This is a genomic window from Symplocastrum torsivum, from assembly GCF_059505465.1.
In genome coordinates, this window is the sequence record NZ_JCACKQ010000013.1 from 1 (window position 1) to 18,150 (window position 18,150).

General features: G+C 46.1%; 13 protein-coding genes and 2 pseudogenes. 4 read left to right on the forward strand and 11 right to left on the reverse strand.

Annotated elements, in window-relative coordinates; translation table 11 throughout:
* Positions 1-85 precede the first annotated feature (85 nt).
* The 3 genes and pseudogenes from AC5JL3_RS04250 to AC5JL3_RS04260 all read right to left on the reverse strand — a co-directional run.
* Positions 86-220 (reverse strand): annotated as a pseudogene (locus AC5JL3_RS04250) (IS701 family transposase); the annotation flags it as partial.
* Positions 214-393: pseudogene (locus tag AC5JL3_RS04255) on the reverse strand (hypothetical protein); the annotation flags it as partial. The pseudogenes AC5JL3_RS04250 and AC5JL3_RS04255, both read right to left, overlap by 7 nt.
* Positions 394-510: 117 nt before the next feature.
* On the reverse strand, positions 511-762 hold the full coding sequence (locus AC5JL3_RS04260) for a DUF6761 family protein (RefSeq protein WP_192218012.1): 252 nt from the start codon (positions 760-762) through the stop codon (positions 511-513).
* Positions 763-1,318: 556 nt separating this feature from the next.
* On the opposite strand from AC5JL3_RS04260, the gene AC5JL3_RS04265 reads away from it, so the two are divergent.
* The 3 genes from AC5JL3_RS04265 (at position 1,319) to AC5JL3_RS04275 (ending at position 2,876) form a co-directional block, all read left to right on the forward strand.
* Positions 1,319-2,098: a response regulator transcription factor gene (locus tag AC5JL3_RS04265; RefSeq protein ID WP_192218013.1), complete on the forward strand. Its 780-nt coding sequence runs from the start codon at positions 1,319-1,321 to the stop codon at positions 2,096-2,098.
* Between the two features lie 151 nt (positions 2,099-2,249).
* On the forward strand, positions 2,250-2,570 hold the full coding sequence (gene clpS / locus AC5JL3_RS04270) for an ATP-dependent Clp protease adapter ClpS (protein WP_496073368.1): 321 nt from the start codon (positions 2,250-2,252) through the stop codon (positions 2,568-2,570).
* Positions 2,571-2,579: 9 nt separating this feature from the next.
* A complete protein-coding gene (locus AC5JL3_RS04275) occupies positions 2,580-2,876 on the forward strand; it encodes a DUF2103 domain-containing protein (RefSeq protein WP_192218015.1) in 297 nt (98 codons plus the stop codon).
* Between the two features lie 505 nt (positions 2,877-3,381).
* On the opposite strand, the gene AC5JL3_RS04280 is transcribed toward AC5JL3_RS04275, so the two are convergent.
* Positions 3,382-3,879, reverse strand: a complete 498-nt coding sequence (locus AC5JL3_RS04280; RefSeq protein ID WP_496073290.1) for a molybdenum cofactor biosynthesis protein MoaE — start codon at positions 3,877-3,879, stop codon at positions 3,382-3,384.
* Positions 3,880-4,050: 171 nt separating this feature from the next.
* On the opposite strand from AC5JL3_RS04280, the gene AC5JL3_RS04285 reads away from it, so the two are divergent.
* Positions 4,051-7,194 carry a PAS domain S-box protein gene (locus AC5JL3_RS04285; RefSeq protein ID WP_496073291.1) on the forward strand — a complete coding sequence of 1,048 codons (3,144 nt, stop codon included), beginning with the start codon at positions 4,051-4,053 and terminating at the stop codon, positions 7,192-7,194.
* A gap of 109 nt (positions 7,195-7,303) precedes the next feature.
* Here the strand turns inward: AC5JL3_RS04285 and AC5JL3_RS04290 are convergent, their stop codons facing one another.
* The 7 genes from AC5JL3_RS04290 to rtcA all read right to left on the reverse strand — a co-directional run bounded on the left by AC5JL3_RS04290 (position 7,304) and on the right by rtcA (position 17,953).
* Positions 7,304-9,238, reverse strand: a complete 1,935-nt coding sequence (locus AC5JL3_RS04290) for a hybrid sensor histidine kinase/response regulator (RefSeq protein ID WP_496073292.1) — start codon at positions 9,236-9,238, stop codon at positions 7,304-7,306.
* Positions 9,219-9,701 (reverse strand): response regulator, encoded by a 483-nt coding sequence (locus AC5JL3_RS04295; RefSeq protein WP_496073293.1) that lies wholly within the window; start codon positions 9,699-9,701, stop codon positions 9,219-9,221. Before AC5JL3_RS04295 ends, AC5JL3_RS04290 begins: the two co-directional genes overlap by 20 nt.
* Positions 9,698-11,845: an ATP-binding protein gene (locus AC5JL3_RS04300; RefSeq protein WP_496073294.1), complete on the reverse strand. Its 2,148-nt coding sequence runs from the start codon at positions 11,843-11,845 to the stop codon at positions 9,698-9,700. The genes AC5JL3_RS04295 and AC5JL3_RS04300 overlap by 4 nt, the downstream gene beginning before the upstream one ends.
* Positions 11,842-15,219 (reverse strand): hybrid sensor histidine kinase/response regulator, encoded by a 3,378-nt coding sequence (locus AC5JL3_RS04305; protein ID WP_496073295.1) that lies wholly within the window; start codon positions 15,217-15,219, stop codon positions 11,842-11,844. Before AC5JL3_RS04305 ends, AC5JL3_RS04300 begins: the two co-directional genes overlap by 4 nt.
* Complete coding sequence (locus AC5JL3_RS04310; protein WP_496073296.1) at positions 15,204-16,004, reverse strand: alpha/beta fold hydrolase; 801 nt, start codon at positions 16,002-16,004, stop codon at positions 15,204-15,206. The genes AC5JL3_RS04305 and AC5JL3_RS04310 overlap by 16 nt, the downstream gene beginning before the upstream one ends.
* A gap of 151 nt (positions 16,005-16,155) precedes the next feature.
* Positions 16,156-16,677 carry a 2'-5' RNA ligase family protein gene (locus AC5JL3_RS04315; RefSeq protein WP_496073297.1) on the reverse strand — a complete coding sequence of 174 codons (522 nt, stop codon included), beginning with the start codon at positions 16,675-16,677 and terminating at the stop codon, positions 16,156-16,158.
* Between the two features lie 178 nt (positions 16,678-16,855).
* Complete coding sequence (gene rtcA, locus AC5JL3_RS04320; protein WP_496073298.1) at positions 16,856-17,953, reverse strand: RNA 3'-terminal phosphate cyclase; 1,098 nt, start codon at positions 17,951-17,953, stop codon at positions 16,856-16,858.
* Positions 17,954-18,150: the final 197 nt, after the last annotated feature.

The window sequence follows — 18,150 nt, forward strand, 5'->3', positions numbered from 1 at the left end:
TAACTAATTAATCCATCGGTTGTTTTCCTCTGACTTATTCAGCAAGCCCTAATTATCCTAAGCAGGATGCGGAGTGCGATCGCATCCTACCTTCAAGCTGTGAGAGTTCAACTTCAACAGGAGCCACCCAAACGGTTTTCGGTTTATCTAGATTGAGTTGAACCGGGGTAAAATCCTCTACCGACAAAGATTCGGCTAACTTATCTAGGCGAATCTCTTCTCATTTACCTGTTGAGCATTCCAGGGGGCTTCCGTCAAAAAGTGGATGCGCCGCCTCGGAGGTTTCCTCCGAATTTAGGCGCACCAAGAGTGTAATCGGTGGTAAGTCACTCCCACCGCGTTATCCGCCATTTGAGACAGGTTTTTTCGTTCACTTTCCCCTAATAATCCCCCTTTATTAACTCTTTATTTTCGTTTAAGTCCCGTTAAGCCTAAAAAAGCACTAGGCAATTGGTTTATACCCAATTGCCTAGTTTTTGCCTATTTACTAATAACCAGTAACTACAAGTGCTAATAGTAGTCAGTTTCTGGTTCTGGGAGAGGCATCACTTCAAAATTAGAAGGGTCTCGTAGGTAGCGGGTAGCTTCCTCTTCTAAACGGTGGATGCGGTAGGATTCAAGGGCATTTGTGTGCCGGAGGGCTGCCAGGTAGCCATCAATATACAACCGCAGGTCATCGAAGCGATAACCTCTATTCCACATAAAAACTAAAGCATCAGTAAGCTGTTGGTAGTAGCGTATGGTTTCAGTATCTTGAAGCATGGTTTAAAGAGTTTTGAGTTGCTAATTTTAAGTTTTGAGTTGTACGCTGTCAATTCGATGAGTCATAACTACAATGACAGATACTACTCATTGTTATTGTGCCCAAGGTAAGCAGGGAAATCTCCTAGCTTGGGTAAGAAGAATATTTCCCGCTTAGTTGGCAAAATTGTCATAGGACTGATTTTTCGGAAACTAAAGTGTATAGGTAAGAAAGGCGATCGCATGGATCGCCTTTCTCTCAGCTGAGGTAGAGATGCTTGATTATACGGCATCGCCCAGTTGGGGGTATTTTTTTGAGCAATCGGCGGTTCAGACATCAGCTTACTCAGCAGCAGTCGAATACGTTAATGTTCGTTAAGCTTATTGTACCCCTAGAGCCACTATACGGTTGGAGCCTTCCTATTACTATCTGGTAGAACAGTTCTGGGGAACTGTTGAACTGGCTATCTTTATATCTTCCCTCGAAGTGAGCTTGCTTCCTCAGTAACAGCTGTTACAAAATCTTGACATTAGCTTTGATAACCTGAGACGCACCGCGTCAAGGAAGTAAGCTGCCGTGGGATTGGTTTCTATTCAAATTGTTGAGGGTAATCCTCATTTGCGATCGCTATTGGGCTGGCACTTACAGCAATCAGGCTACTGGGTGCATCAATCAGCAACACTGCATCAGGCAAGAGACACGTTCTACCATCGTCAACCGACACTGGTTGTTCTTGACTCTGATTTACCTGATGGTGACGGTGTCGAGTTTTGTCGCTGGCTTCAGCAGCAGCGGCAATCGCTGATTTTAATGTTGTCTGCCCGCAACACAGAAAGTGATATCGTTGCCGGACTCAAAGCTGGTGCGGATGATTACTTGACTAAACCGTTTGGGATGCAAGAGTTTATGGCGCGGATTGAGGCACTAATTCGACGTGTCCGCACAACCGCTGCGCCAATTTCTCTTGAATATGGTGACCTTAAAATTGACCTCGTGCAGCGTCGTGTTCGCTTCAAAGACGAGTTTATTGACCTAACACCTCAGGAATTTAGCTTGCTCTATGTGCTGGCACAAGCAGAAGGACTGCCTCTAAGTCGTTCTGAACTCCTACGCCGCGCTTGGCCGGATGCCATTGACAACCCACGCACGATTGACACCCACGTCCTCTCCCTCCGTAAAAAGATTGAAACCGATCCCCGACAACCTAGCTTGATTCAAACCGTTCGCAACGTCGGTTATCGGTTCAACCCCGCCGTAATTCAAGGAAATCAGATTCCATCAGGAGAACTAGCGACTCAAAGAATTAATGCTGGATATCCTGCTGCATCAGTAGCAGCCAGAGTAATTCAGCAGTAAATCAAATGAAGTAGGTAGCAGCGCCTCAGATAGGCTTCGTAATTCATCCCACCTTAAAAAAACTGGGATGAACGGCGACATTTCTGTAAACTAGAATGGGATGCAAACTGTTTAAGTTTGTGTGAAGTATTCTGGTAACTGCGTTATGACTATGGTATTCACAGCAGCTTTTCTCGCGGCTTCTGCTTCGCCGATCGTAGCTCCTGAACGCTCCAGTCAAGTTACCCCCAAGCACTATCCCAACTACAAGGTAATTGTGCTAAACGATGACTTCAACACGTTCCCGCACGTTGCCGAGTGCTTGATGAAGTATATTCCCAACATGACAAGCGATCGCGCTTGGGAACTTACCAATCAGGTACACTACGAAGGCCAAGCAACTGTCTGGGTTGGCCCTCAAGAGCAAGCGGAACTTTATCACCAGCAGCTTAGTCGTGCTGGATTAACAATGGCGCCTCTAGAAGCTGCCTAAATAAACATCATGAGCAACCCCAACGGCGGTAGACTGGTTTGGAATCACTCAACTCACATTCCGGGGCTAATTCCCGTACTCGAACGACTCCTCGGTAACAGTAGTAGCATTCAAACCATTACTCCTGCCGTGATTGGACGTGCTAGAAGTCATTGTCCTAGGTTGGAATTGAAAGTATCTGTACCGATTCGGGGCGGATATAAGATTATTGCTAGGGCTGGAAAGACGTTTCAAGAAGTGTTTATTCTGACTGTCTTGGATAAGGAAGAGCTAGAAAATGCGATCGCAAAAGCTCTAAAACGCTAAGAAGTTCTCAAAAAGCCCTCATAGCTGAAAGCCGTCAGCTTGTCGCGTATCAGCTTTTTTGTTTTCCTTGTTCTGTCTAAATTTCACATACCACCCCCTGCACCTCATCTCTCCAGGAAACCGCTATAGCCACTAGCTATCGGTAAAACTAATAGAGAAAAAATGCGAACAAAGCTTTGTACAACTCCCTAGGACTTGTGCGAAATCCCCTATTCACAAGTTTTTCACAATTTCTACTTAGTATTCAAAAATCAGGGTTCTAATAGTTGTTAGGTATTAGGTGGTAGGGGAGAGGGATTTTCATTGCAATGTTTGTGTACTCCTGTTCATGGGTGTCTTCTTGCTAAGTTGATGTGCAATAAAACTGTATAAATCTTGATAGTGAGTTGTTAGTTTTTAGGCGTTAGTAATAAAAAATGTTGCTCAACTCCTCCTTTGACTTTTCAGCAACCAATATTTCCCTAATAACCAATAACCAACAATTAACAACTAACAACCAACACCCTTAGCATTTAGAATCGGTGTCTTCACAAGCACCAATACTCACCCAGCTACTGGAACCATCAGTCCAATGTTCTTTTTTCCAAATTGGGGCATTATGTTTTAGCGTGTCAATCGCATACTTGCAAGCTTCAAACGCTTCGGAACGATGAGGACACCCAACAGCTAGCAAGACACTAATTTCCCCAACCTGTAAGCGACCAATACGATGATGAATTACCACACGATTCACATCAGACCATTTCTGTCGAATCTCAGCAGCAATTGAAGTGAAGACCTGTACTGCCATCGGTTCATACGCCTGATACTCCAGGGCAACAACTGGCTTACCGTCCGTTTGCTTGCGTACTGTCCCACTCATGACAACGATAGCCCCATTCGCTGGATCATCGGCGAGGGCATAAATTTCCGTCAGGGATAACGGCGCAAAGGTAATCGTAAAACTATCTCCAGCATACTGTTGAGCTGAAGCGCTAAGAGACTTGATTAATCCTAAATTCATCGCAACTATCGCAACTTCTGTGTTGTTAATTAAAACGCCTAAACCTATTGTGTTTGATCTAGTGCCATTGGTGTTTACTCAATTAGTGCTGAAATACACTAAAGAAGAAGCCTCTTTTTCACATTCCGATGAGACTAGCAACAACTAACTACGGAAAAACTTTTCAGCATAATGAAAGCAGTACTGCCTAATAATGAAATGGATGGGTTTGAGGTGACGTACCAGGATAAGATTCTTGAGCCTGGTGCTAAAGAGGCATTGGATGATTTCACGCTGTTAGCCGCACAAATTTGTGAAGCGCCAACCGCCTTGATCACGCTGCTTGACCACAATCGGCAACAGATTCACTCACAATACGGTTTAACACTTACACAGACGGCTAAGGAAATCGCTTTTTGCGCCCATGTCGCTCTAAAAGCTGACGTATTCATCGTTCCAGATGCTCTTGTTGATGAACGGTTTGCGGCTGATCCTTTAGTCATTTCTGCTCCCTACATTCGATTTTATGCAGGTGTACCCCTGATTACGTCTCAAGGATATACAGTGGGAACACTTAGTATTATTGACTATGTACCACGGGAACTGACTCCTGGGCAGTTGGCAAGGCTACAAACCTTAAGCCGTCAAGTCATTAGGCAACTGGAACTAAGACAGAATTTAGTCAATCTAGAACACACAGCGCGAGAAAGTGAACAGTTAGAGCGTAAGCTGCGCCATCGGGAGTTAGAACTCCTTGATGTCTTTGAAAATGGGCCTAGTGGTTTACACTGTCTGGATGCGAACGGGATGATCCTGTGGGCGAATCAATCTGAACTCGATCTTCTTGGTTACACTCGCGAAGAGTATGTTGGTCATCCAGCCGCAAACTTCTACGCTGACAAGGCAGTAATTGAGGATATCCTCAAAAGGCTAGCAGCAAACGAGACACTACATAACTACGAAGCACGGATGCTGTGCAAGGATGGCTCAAGCCGCTATGTACTCATCAACTCCAATGTGCTGTGGGAAGATGGCAAGTTTAGCCATACACGTTGCTTTACTCGTGACATCACTGAGCGCAAATTGGCTGAGGAGGCGCTACGGCAGACTGAAGAGCGCTTCCGCAACTTAGTTGAAACGAGTAGTGATTGGGTGTGGGAAGTGGATGAAAATGCCGTCTATACCTATGCCAGTCCCAAAGTACGTGATGTGTTGGGTTATGAACCCGAAGAAGTCATTGGCAAGACTCCTTTTGATTGGATGCCTGCCGAAGAAGCTCGTCGGGTCGCTGATATTTTTGCTCCCATTGCCGCTCAAGCCTTGCCCTTTTCCTGTTTGGAAAACCTCAACATTCATAAAGATGGGCATTTAGTTGTTCTTGAAACCAGTGGCATTCCTTTCTTCAATGCTGAAGGGAGATTTCGCGGTTATCGAGGGATGGATCGAGATATCACAAGGCGAAAATCAGTAGAGGCAGAACTTCGTGATTTAGGAGCGGCACTGGAAAATGCAGTTGAGGGAATTTCTCGTTTAGATGCCCAAGGGCGCTACATCGCTGTCAACAAATCCTATGCCAATACTCACGGCTATGAGCCGGAAGAAATGATCGGGATGGAGTGGCAGTTAACAGTACATCCTGAAGACGTGGATAAGCTGACAGCAGCTTACCAACAGATGTTGGTCTCAGGCAAGGTGGACACTGAAGCCAGAGGGATACGCAAAGGAGGTGCAGTTTTTTATAAGCAAGTGGTGATGATTGCGGCTTACGACGGACAAAAGCAATTTATCGGTCATCACTGCTTTATGAAAGATATTAGCGATCGCAAACGAACGGAGCAGAAAATCCATGAACAAGCGGCACTACTCGATGTTGCCACTGAAGCGATTTTTGTCCACAGTCTAGACAACAAAATTCTATTTTGGAATAAAGGTGCTGAGCGTCTTTATGGCTGGAAGAGAGAGGAGGTTGTGGGAAAAAATGCCTGGAGGCTCTTGTACCAGAACAGCCAGTCCCAACAGGAAATTCAAAAGACTCTGCTTGAGAGAGGTGAGTGGCAGGGTGAGCTACATAAAGTTACGAAAGATAACAGAGATATTATTGTTGAAAGTCGTCTGACCTTAGTACGGGATACCCAAAATCAACCAAAATCAATTCTCGTTGTCAATACCGATATAACAGAAAAAAAACAACTGGAAGCACAATTTCTCCGTACTCAACGAATGGAGAGTATTGGTACATTAGCAGGTGGTATTGCCCATGATTTAAACAATGTGCTTGCTCCAATTTTGATGGCGGTTCAACTGTTACAAATAAAACTAACAGATGAGCGTTCCCAGCAGTGGCTAGATATTCTAGAAACGAGCGCTCGGCGAGGAGCAGATTTAGTTAAGCAGGTTGTCTCTTTTGCGAGAGGGATGGATGGCGATCGCACAATTGTCCAAGTCAGGCATATTCTCTCGGAAATTCGGCAAATTGCTAGGGAGACATTTCCCAAATCAATTGAAATGTATGTTGATGTGTCACAAGATTTATGGGCGGTTTCTGGTGATGCAACCCAACTACATCAAGTGTTTATGAATCTTTGCGTCAACGCCCGTGACGCTCTCCCTGATGGCGGTACGCTTAGTATTTCTGCGGAAAATCTGCTTATTGATGAAGATTATGCGCGGATGAATATTGAGGCAAAAGTTGGTACTTATGTTGTGGTGACTGTTTCCGATACAGGAATCGGTATTCCTAAGGAAATATTGGATCGAATTTTCGAGCCATTTTTTACAACTAAAGAAATAGGAAAAGGCACAGGGCTGGGTCTTTCAACAGTAATGGGTATCATCAAGAGCCATGGGGGTTTTATCAATGTGTATAGTGAAATCGGTCAAGGTACAGAATTTAAGATATACTTGCCAGCCTTAGAAGAGACGGAAGCGCGGTCGTTTGAAGAACTCGAACCACCCGCAGGACGAGGAGAACTTATTCTTGTTGTTGATGATGAAGTATCAATTCGGACGATTACTAAAACGGCATTAGAAAACCATCATTATCGAGTGTTGACAGCTAGTGATGGGATAGAAGCGATCGCTTTATACGCTCAGCACAAAAAATCTATCAATGCCGTTTTGATTGACATAATGATGCCTGAAATGGATGGCTCAACGACTATTCGTACTTTACGGAAAATGGAGCCACAGGTTAAAATTATTGCCGTTAGTGGATTAGTCTCTACTGATAAGCTGGCACAACTAGCAATGCTTGAAGTTAATACTTTCTTATCAAAACCTTATACAACAATAGACTTGCTAAAAAGCCTACATACTGTTCTCAACTCTCACGTCTAGAAACTATTTCCATAGCACTCGCCCAGGCAATTAGGACTCTCGCCAAATGCTAAAAGCTTGACACAAGTCAATATGTATCCCTTTTGCCTTCTGCCTTTTGTTATAAAGCTCAGAGTCGTGTTTGTAGTTGCTCGTTGCTAGCATTAGATGTTGGATTGTAGCGGAGTAATCCGTCAAGAGTTTTTAGTAATTCCTGTGTGGTGAAAGGTTTGGACAAAAATGTTTTAACCCCTGTACCGATAACAGCGGCAAGCTTATCACTTGAGGCGAGTCCACTGATAGCAATAATCTTGACTTGAGGGTTAATCTTACGCAACGTGCGGATAGTTGTTAGACCATCCATAGACGGCATCATCATATCTGTCAATACAACACTAATTTTGTCACGATGTTCAGCATATAGAGCGACTGCCTCAATTCCATCACAAGCTGTCATCACCTTGTAGTTGTAAGCTTCTAGTGAAGTTTTAGTAATTTCGCGAATCGCCACTTCATCATCGACAACGAGAATTAATTCTTCATGTCCGATCGGTAGTTCTGTATCTTCCAATACCTCTGTTTCTGTTGACTCTATAGCAGGTATGTACACCTTAAATTCGGTACCTTTTCCGATAACGCTGGATACATTAATAAAACCGTTGTGGCTTTTAATAATACCCATTACTGTTGAAAGACCCAGCCCTGTGCCTTTCCCCAGTTCTTTAGTTGTAAAAAATGGCTCAAAAATGCGATCTAAGATTTCAGGCGGAATGCCGATTCCTGTATCTGTAACAGTAACAACAATGTAAGAACCGACTTGAGCATCAAGATGCATCTGAGCATAGCTTCGATCAATAAATTGGTTTTCCGCACAGATGCTCAACCTTCCACCATCAGGCATCGCATCACGAGCGTTTACACAAAGGTTCATGAGAACCTGATGCAGTTGTGTTGCATCTCCGGAAACCGTCCAAAGGGTTTGTGGAATATCAGTGCGAATTTCGATGGATTTTGGAAATGTTTCCTTAATAATCTGCCTAATTTCTGATATTAAGTGCTTGACTTGTAAAATTGTAAACTTACCTTCTAATCCTTTGGCAAATGACAGCACTTGCTTCACTAAATTCGCGCCGCGTTTAGCATTTGCTACTAGTACAGGAATCAATCGCTGATATCGCTCCTCCTGAGGTTCTGCCTCTAGCAGTTGAGCCGTCATCAGAATAGGAGTCAGCACATTATTCAAGTCGTGGGCAATGCCGCTAGCCAGTGTACCAATGCTCTCCATTCGCTGAGCGCGGAGAAACTGAGCTTCGAGTTGTTTTTTCTGTGTAATATCAGTGTTGACAACTAGGATGGATTTGGGTTGACCCTCCTCATCACGTACCAGTGTCCAACGGCTTTCGACGATGACTTCCTTGTCATCTTTGGTAAGTTGATGCAACTCTCCTTGCCACTCACCGTTCTGGACAAGAATTTTTTGGACTTGTTTGAGCTTAGCTTGCTGTTCCCCATCCAATAGATCCAGGGCATTCTTCCCGACAGCTTCAAGCGCCTTCCATCCATACAGACGCTCAGCGCCTTTATTCCAGAAGAGGATTTGGTTGTCTAAATCTCTAACCAGAATAGCGTCTGTTGCAACATCTAGCAGTGCCGCTTGTTCGCTGATTTTCTGTTCTGCCCGTTTGCGCTCGATCGCATAACGAATCGAACGCTCCAAGAGGGGGGCACCGAGTTTGTCTTTTTCCAGGTAATCTGCTGCACCAGCATTCATTGCCTCGATGTCTACTTCGTGGTCTCCCTGACCTGTAAGTAGGATGATTGGTGCTTTGCAGCCATTTGCCACCGCTTCTTGTAGGAGTTCTAGTCCAGTGCGCTCTCCTAGGCGGTAGTCGAAGAGATAGACATCATGCTGATTTTTGGCGATCGCTTTTAATGCCGCCTCATAACTTGCGACCCAGTCCACCTCAAATCGTATCCCTTCAATTTCAGTAAACCAACCCTGCGTCAGGATATAGTCATCTTCATCATCGTCCACTAAAAGGACTTTAACGGGATCGTTGTTCATGGTTTTCTCCAACCCGTTCCTGCGGCAATTCAACAATTTCAAACCAGTATTTCCCAATCGTCTTGATCACATCGACTAACGATGCGAAGGTCACTGGCTTTGTAATGAACGAGTTTGCGCCCAAGTCATAGCTACGATATATATCTTCTTCTGCTTTTGAGGTTGTCAGCACCACAACAGGAATTTGCCGAAGATTCGGGTCGGACTTGATCAACGTCAGTGCCTCACGACCGTCTTTTTTCGGCATATTTAGATCCAAGAGGATTAGACCTGGACGTGGAGAATCGCTCTCTCGAACATACTTTCCACGTCGATACAGATAATCCATCAACTCCTCGCCATCCTTAACAAAGTACAGTTCATTGGCTAATCGGCTCTCAGCCAACGCCTCACGAGCTAACAGGCAGTCGTCGTCATCGTCATCCGCCATCAAGATTGTGACAACTGTTGGGTTGCCCTTCACTCTGTGTGTTCTCCTATCTTTTGTTTTAGAGGTAGTGTGACAATGAAGCTTGCTCCCTCTCCTAGTGTGCTTTTTGCTGTAATGCTGCCGCTATGACGCTCTGCGATTTTACGGCAGATTGCTAGACCCATGCCTGTACCTTCGTATTCGCTGCGACCGTGCAAACGTTGAAAAACGTTGAAGATGCGATCGAGATACTTTTCATCAAACCCAATACCATTATCCTCTACTATAATTTGACAAAGTTCGGCAACTGGAGAACCCTCTATCGGCTGATTTCCTTCTGGGGCAACAAGGTGTCGGCTGTAAATCTTGACGACTTGTGGCTCTCCATCTCGGTGAAATTTCAGCGCGTTGCTGATCAGGTTCTGGAGTAATTGACGCATTTGTAGCGGATCGGCGTGAATTGTTGGCAATTCACCTACTTCTACACGCGCTCCTGTCTGCTGGATACGCACTTCTAAATCAGATAAAACTTCTTGCGTCACTTGGAAAAGATTCACCGGAATGAAAGGCTGGGCTTTTGTCGTAATTCGAGACAGTACCAGTAAGTCATCAATGAGAGCCTGCATTCGTCCTGCGGCGTTCTGCATCCGATCCAGGTAGTCGCGTCCCTGATCAGCCAGTGTCTCACCGTATTTATCTTTGAGTCGGTTGCCAAAGGCTTGAATTTTACGCAGGGGTTCTTGCAAGTCGTGTGAGGCAACAGAAGCAAACTGTTGGAGTTCCGCATTAGAACGAGCGAGTTCTTGCGAGTAGCGGGTTTCTTGTTCTAAGAGTTGCGATTGCGCTAAGGCGATACCGATTTGATCGGCTAGCTGTCCCAGGAGTTCTGTTTCAAAGCTTGACCATTGCCGAGGATTGGCACATTGATGAGTAATCAGCAAACCCCAGAGCTTTTCCTTCAAGAAAATCGGTACGGATAGCTTCGCTTTCACATCGAAGTGACCCATAAATTCAACTAGGCAAGCGGGTACCTTTGCCGTTTTTATATCCGCAATCGTGTAAACTCGCCCTCGTCTATACCTCTGTAAATAATCTATGTCAAAACAGTCCTCCGTAATATCTCTGCCTAAAACCGACGGCCAATTGGGATGTACGGCTTCTGTAACGATTTTGCCGAGTCCATTAGCACGAAGCTCAAAGATCAAAACACGATCAGTCTGGAAAATCCTTTGGACTTCAGTAACCGTGGTTTGGAGAATTTCCTGGATGTGCAAAGACTGGCGAATTTTTAGCGTCACTTCAGCAAACAACTGCGATCGCAAATTCTGTCGCTGCAATTCTTCTTGGGCAAGCTTACGCTCGGTAATGTCCATATTGATGCCAGTCATGCGTACCGCTTTGCCAATTTTGTTGTGATAAACTTGACCTTTGCTGGCGACCCAATGAACACTACCATCAGGCCAGACAACACGGTATTCTAAATCGTAGTTGGCTCCCTCCTCCAAAGCCGCTCGCAGGCTTTCAATGACCAATTCCCGATCTTCAGGGTAAACGCTGCGAAGGAAGCTTTGATGAGTGCCGCCGAAAGACCTTGGGGCAAGACCAAAGTTTGATTCCGTGGTTACTGAGAAAGTAACTTTTCCACTTGAGACATCCCAATCCCAACTGCCCATCTTTGCCGCTTCTAAGGCGAGTCTCAGACGTTCCTCACTCAATTGCGCCCGCTCTGTCTGCTGTCGGAGTTCCCGCATTGAGTGACTCGCTTGGAGAAGACGACGCACACGTTGACGCAGGACTGCCCAGTGAATCGGTTTCGTAATGTAATCTGTAGCACCCGCCTTAAACGCTTGATCGACCGACTCTTGGTCTTCCAGGGCTGTAATCATTAACACAGGTGTGCGTAAGGCTAAGCCTACCTCATCTGGAGACACTTCACCATTGCTATCCCAACCAGGGCAGGAAAGGGCTTGTAACTGGTGGCAGCAGGTAAAGCCGTCCATTACTGGCATCAAAGCATCGAGCAAAACCACATCCGGGCATAAACGCAGGTATGATGCGATCGCTTCCTCTCCATCACTCGCCTCTGCCACCTGATACCCAGCTTGTTCCATCGCTCGACGAAGCTGAATCCGCATGAACTTGTCATCGTCTACCACGAGGATGAGGGGGCTATCGTTTTGAGCATCGGTGATGTTCATTGCTGACCTTGTTGTCGTACTATTTGCAAAGCGTCCAGGACTCTTTCTAACTCGGCTTCCAGTTGTTGTAGCTTGTCTTCTCCATAATCACTAATTCCAGACCGACTCATTTCCTCTATCTTGCGACAGAAATTGGCAAGCGTTGTTGCACCAAGTGTGAGACTGCTGGATTTTAGGGTATGTGCAGCTTGTCGTAACTGCATTGCATCAGCTTGAGCTATGGCGGATGCGATCGCGTCCATCAGTTTGGGTGCATCTTCAAGGTAACAATCAATCATCTCAGCCAAAACCGAGTCAGCGTCTGAACCCACCATTTCTCGGAATGCTTGCAGCACGTTCATATCAATCGGGGAATGGAGAGTAGGAGATGAGGAAGACACAACAGACAAGTCCGCAAAATCTCCCTTGTCCTCTTTTTCCTCCTTATTCTCACTTTCTTCTGATTGCCTATTTCCTTTCTCTGGCTGCCACTTACTCAGCGTCTTGCTTAATACTTCAATGCGGATTGGTTTGCTGATGTAGTCATCCATACCTGCCTCAATGCACTCCTCGCGATCGCCTTGCATGGCATTCGCCGTCATTGCAATAATTCGAGGGCGTGTGTCTGGCGGCAATTCCTGGCAAATGCGTCGGGTTGTTTCCAAACCATCCAGTTTTGGCATCTGCACATCCATCAGCACCAGATCATAGGATTGGCGATGTAGAGCTTCTAGCACCTCTAGTCCGTTGGTAGCCAAATCAGCTTGATAGCCCAGTTGTTTTAGGAGGTTTAATGCCACTTTCTGATTCACTCGATTGTCCTCTGCCAAAAGAATCCGCAACGGGAACTGTGATGCGAGTTGAGGAATAGACTGAACTGTAGTCGAGTGGGACGGCTTGAATTGAATAGGCTGTCCACTGAAAATCCGACTGACAACATTAAACAGATGCGATTGTTTGATCGGCTTGGTTAGGAAGGCAGCGAAATCGACAGGGGCAACGTGATAACTTGGGTCTGGTCTACCAATAGAAGTCAACATAATTAAAGGTAATTTTTGGTAACCAGGCTGCTTGCGAATTGCTGCGGCAAGAGTCAGACCATCCATTTTTGGCATCTGCATATCCAGAATTGCCATATCAAACACTTCCCCTTGCTGTAGACAATCAAGGGCTTCAAACCCTGATTGTGTAAGCTTCGTCAGCATTCCCCAAGACTGGGCTTGCAGCGCTAAAATCTTCCGATTAGTCGCGTTGTCATCCACAATCAGCAGTCGCTTGCCCTCTAACTGAGGTGGTCGATTGTCAAGGTTAATAATCGGTGCATTGGAATCACAGGGAGCAACTACAGTGAAATAAAACGTGGAACCACGATCAACTTCACTTTCAACCCACATCCGACCCCCCATCATCTCACTTAGCTGCTTACCGATCGCTAAACCGAGTCCAGTTCCTCCATATTGACGAGTAATCGAAGAATCGACTTGGCTAAAAGACTTGAATAGGCGATCTAGTCGATCTGAGGGAATGCCGCAGCCTGTATCCTTGACAGCAAATTGAATTTCATAATCAAGTTGAGGAGTGGAGAGTTCAGAAGCGGGATTTGTGCTGCAATTATTCTCCTTGTCCCCTTCCCCACTCCCTAATTTTCGAGCTGTCACCGAAACAACCACTTCTCCTTTCTCTGTGAACTTGACAGCATTACTGAGCAAATTCACTAAGATTTGGCGCAATCGGGTCACGTCTCCCACAATTGTGGCTGGGGTTTCGGGATGAATTAGGTATGCCAGTTCAATGTCTTTTTCTGCGGCTTTGAAAGCCAGTAAATCTAGGGATTCTTCAATACAAGTTCGTAGGTTAAAGCCGTGTGATTCGAGTTCCAGCTTGCCGGATTCAATTTTGGAGAGGTCAAGGATGTCATTGATCAGTGCCAGTAAAGCATCGCTACTACTTTGAGTTGTTTCTACGAAATCATACTGCTGGGGTGTTAGTTCTGTATTGAGCAACAAACCCGTCATGCCAATAATCGCATTCATTGGCGTGCGGATTTCATGGCTCATATTGGCGAGAAATTGACTCTTGATGCGGGTTGCCTCTTCAGCGGCGGCTTTTGCCTTTTCCAGTTCAAGATTCGCCTGAGATACTTCCTGTGTGCGTTCAAACAGCGCTTGTTGAGCGAAGTAGCGTTCAGTAATATCGTCAATAATCCAGAGACGACCCGGTACGTCACGCACACGAGTCACTGTGCTAGAGAGACTCAGGACTTTCGGCTGAGGTTGGCTGAAAATCCAGTTCCAGTTGCGAATTTCTGGCTGAGGCTGGGAAAAAAACTGGGCTGCCTGTGCGGCGATTTCGGCTTGGTTATCCGCACTAGTGCGTAAGATTGCCATGCCTTGGGCGAGTAGGTGTGGCTCGATCGCACCTGGGGTTAAGTCGAGTTGTAGTGCTGCGGCTTGGTTAACCCAACCTTGTTCACCACTTTCATCAACGAATACGACACCTTGATGAATGGTTTCTAACATTGCCCCAAAGCGTGCCTGGAGTTTATCAAGACGTAGAGTCGTGTCGCTAAATTGCAGCAGGGTGCGTAATTCACCCAGTAGCGACTCGATAAATTGTTGTAGGTAGAATGAGATTTCGGTCGGCTGATGCCAGATTAGCAAGATTGCGCCCTGTACTCCCTCTTGTTTTCCTTGACGAAGCGGGTCAAGGGGAGGTTGCAGTGGCAAAATCGCCAGGGACTTAGTACCTTGGGCTAGTAAAACATGGGAAGCGTTGGGGGTGGCGGGGTAATTGGTATGGTAGAGGCAGCGATTTTGAGCGATCGCTTCTTCAAAGAGGATCGGCGTGGTGAGTTGATCGGGGAGTGCCTTCGGAGGCAAACATACCAATGCCTCAGCGGTTACCTCATCCAGTCTGCGTAACGCGATCGCAGCATCAGCACAGGCATACTCACGGAGTAAGGTAAGGGCTTGTGTGATTAGTGTAGAAGGCGTATCGGCAATGTCTGCTTCAGTAAGTTTTGCTAGCACCTCTTGGGAAGCCAATCGCCACTCAATTCCCCGTAAGAACCTGCCGAGTAGGAATCCGAACCCGGTGACACTGCCCAGTTGAAATGCCTGACGCACGAGCGTTTCCTCACTCCCAGGTACTATGCTCGTTAGCACCAGGCAAAGTCCTGCTAATGAGCCTACTACCACCACTGGTAGGGGTAACAGGGTGCAGATTGTCAATAGCGCTAGAGCAACAAACCGCTCTGGTATCCAGCCATCAAACACACCTAGCGCAATAGTAAGAAAGAGTGTGAGTCCTAGTAAGCCTTTGCCAAAGGTTGGTAACTGGTCAGGAGGATGTCGCCATCGTGAAACTAGGCGCTGTAGCATTAAGTGGAAAGACATGAAGCGATCGCACTCGTAACAACATCGGGTGCGCTGATATGAGGAAGGTGTCCCTTAGCATCGATGTTAAGGAGCTTACTAAAAGGAATTTTATCTGCCATATACTGACCGACTTCAGGGGGTACAGCAATATCATCACTTGCCTGTAAAATCACAGTGGGTACAGTAAGTCGCGGCAATTCAGCTCGGTGATCGGATTGGAAAATCATCTTCGCAACGGCTTGTGCAATATCAGGACGGATAGCGGTAAGGGTATTTGCAAACTCCCTCGCCAATTCTGGTCTATCCTGGGTAGCCATCGCAATCGGAGCAAAGCCACTTGCCCAAGCATAGTAGTTAGATGACATGGATTCATAAAGCGCATCCAGGTCAGATTGCTCAAAGCCTCCGTAATAACCTGCATCATTGAGGTAACGGGGAGAGGCATCGATAAAAAATAGTTGACTAAAGCAATCAGGCTCAACTAACGCCGCGAGTAAGCTAACCATTCCACTAACCGAGTGACCCACAAGAATGGTCTTGGTTAGCTTTAACTCAGCGCACAAATCCAACAAATCCTCAGCATAGCTGTAGAGACTGCTGTAACGGCGTGGACTATAGGCAGAAAAATCTGACTTACCCGCCCCCACATGGTCAAAGAGCACGATACGGAAATCTGAGGAAAAGCTAGCGACTTGAGGTCGCCAAGCGGTTTGATCTGAGCCAAAGCCGTGGGCAAATATGATCGTCTGGCTGCCGTTCCCCAGGACTTTAACATTATTGCGCTGAACAATACTATTTCCCATAAGTGGGTATTCCTGATTGCATCACCTAAGTCAAGGATGGCACAAGTTTGACACGGATTGAATAGTGCTCAATCCCTCATCCAAAAGCCTGCGTATAAGCTCAAGGCTTTATTGATATATTAACTAGCAACATACCGCTTATCTAGACTTATTAAAGCTTCCTTGTATAAATAACTTCCCAGCTCTCTACATCCTCTCGGTTTTGGACTGTATCTGAAGTTGCAATAGCTTGTACTTCATCAAAAAAGACTTCAGTCTTTTGTAAATTCACCCTAGTCATTAAACCTTGCTTGATTAGCTTATTCAAATGTTTGTAAATTAAGCTCAAATGGGGATTAAGAGCGAAGTTAGAAGGCTTTTGTGAGCTGTTTCGTAACGTTTCTGATATCTGGCTCAGAATTGAACTAGGGTTGAATTGCACAAAAAAAGACTTAGTATACTCCTCTGTATACAGAAGCTTATCTACTCTTAGGCTAAAACCTTGAACTTGCTGTGTTGCTTTTTCAAGTAGGGCAGTTGGCGATTCTTCCGGCGCATATTCGCCTGAGTAAATAGTGACATGAGGAGTGAAAGCTGGAGCATCATACTCTTGTGCAAGAGTATTGATAATTTCCTGGAAATATGCCCTATCCTCGTCTGAGGGAATAAGCCAGAACGATACTTTGGTTTTCAACTTACAACTCCTGAATAGATCGTTTTCCTCTGAAGCTTGGAGTGCTTTAATCAAGACTTAAAATAGGGGTTAGGTGGTAGGTGGTAGGTGGTAGGTGGTAGGGGAGAGAACTTTCATCGCAATGTTTGTGGGCGTGAATGCATGAGGTTTAATCCATCAATTATTCGGGTAAGCAAGGTCATTCATTGGTAGGCTCCAGAGATGGAACTGAGCCACCAAGCAATACGCTGTTTGTCGGTATAACAGTAACGAGCTGAGCATCTTCATCAATGCCAACCTTGGCTAATCCAAATTGCTCGATTACCCAAGCATTGGTTGTTAGGTGTAAGCTAATTTCGGTAGCTCGGTACTGACTTGATTCTGATGCCAATGCAGCTGGTAGGAGTAACTGATCTGCCAGATGCAACTCTACAGGTGCGCCGTTGGCATGAAACTCTAGCAACTCCTCCGTTGCCATCTCAGCAACTCGCTCTGCTGGTACTCCCAGTTTTCCCACCGCACCGAAGCCAGCTCTACTATGCTCGTACTCAGCCGTGAGAACAATTCCCGCTCCTGGTGCGATTCCCCGTCCTCGCAGTGGCTGTACATGAGCTTTGAGGTGTGCTTCCCGCAATAGGTTTTCTGCTCGACTCGCCATTCGTTGAGGGATATGGGAGGGAAGTTGCGTCACAACAGCTAAGCCCCGTACCTGCTGTAATTCTCCTCGCTCTAGCAATTGAATACCCTGTAGAGGCGAAGCGTTCCTGCCGATTATTCGCAATTCCACCTCACCATTGCCTTGAGGATACCAACCCCAAGCGTGTAGCTGCACTTCTGCCTGCACACCCATCTGGTTCAGGATGGGGAGATACACTTGCTCAATGTAAGTGATAGGCGGACTCCAAGGTACATGCGTTCCTCCCTTGAGTGTCACTACAGAGTCACCCGTTGCTAGTGCCAAGGGCAGTAGGATTGTCTGCAAAATCAGAGTGATAGCACCTGCGGAACCTGCGCCTGTAGTCTGAGCAACATCAAAGGTGTAGTGTCCCGCTTGAACTGGGCAACTGGGAATAAACTCTAGTGTTGTTGAACGGACGGCATCCCCTTTTAGCTGAGCCTGACAGATGCTAGCGGCTGCTCGCACAGCCGTCAAGTGTTGAATTGATAGTCCTGGCTTTTCACGCCCTGCCCGAATACGATCAAGATGAATGGGTTGACCAGTAATGGCAGCTAAGCTTAGGGAAGTCCGTAAGATCTGACCACCACCCTCGCCGTGGGAGCCGTCAATGTGAAGCATATTGGCTAATGTGTGTCTTTAATTAAAGCTGGATTCAGCACTGGCTTATCCACTGTAAGGTTATCGTCACATCAAGACAAAGAGCATACGCCTTAGAGGGGAGAATGTAGTGAAGGGGCGATCGTTAAGGTGGTAGGTGTTAGGTGGTAGGTGGTAGGTGATGAAGAGACTTTCCCTACAACCTGCAACCTACAACC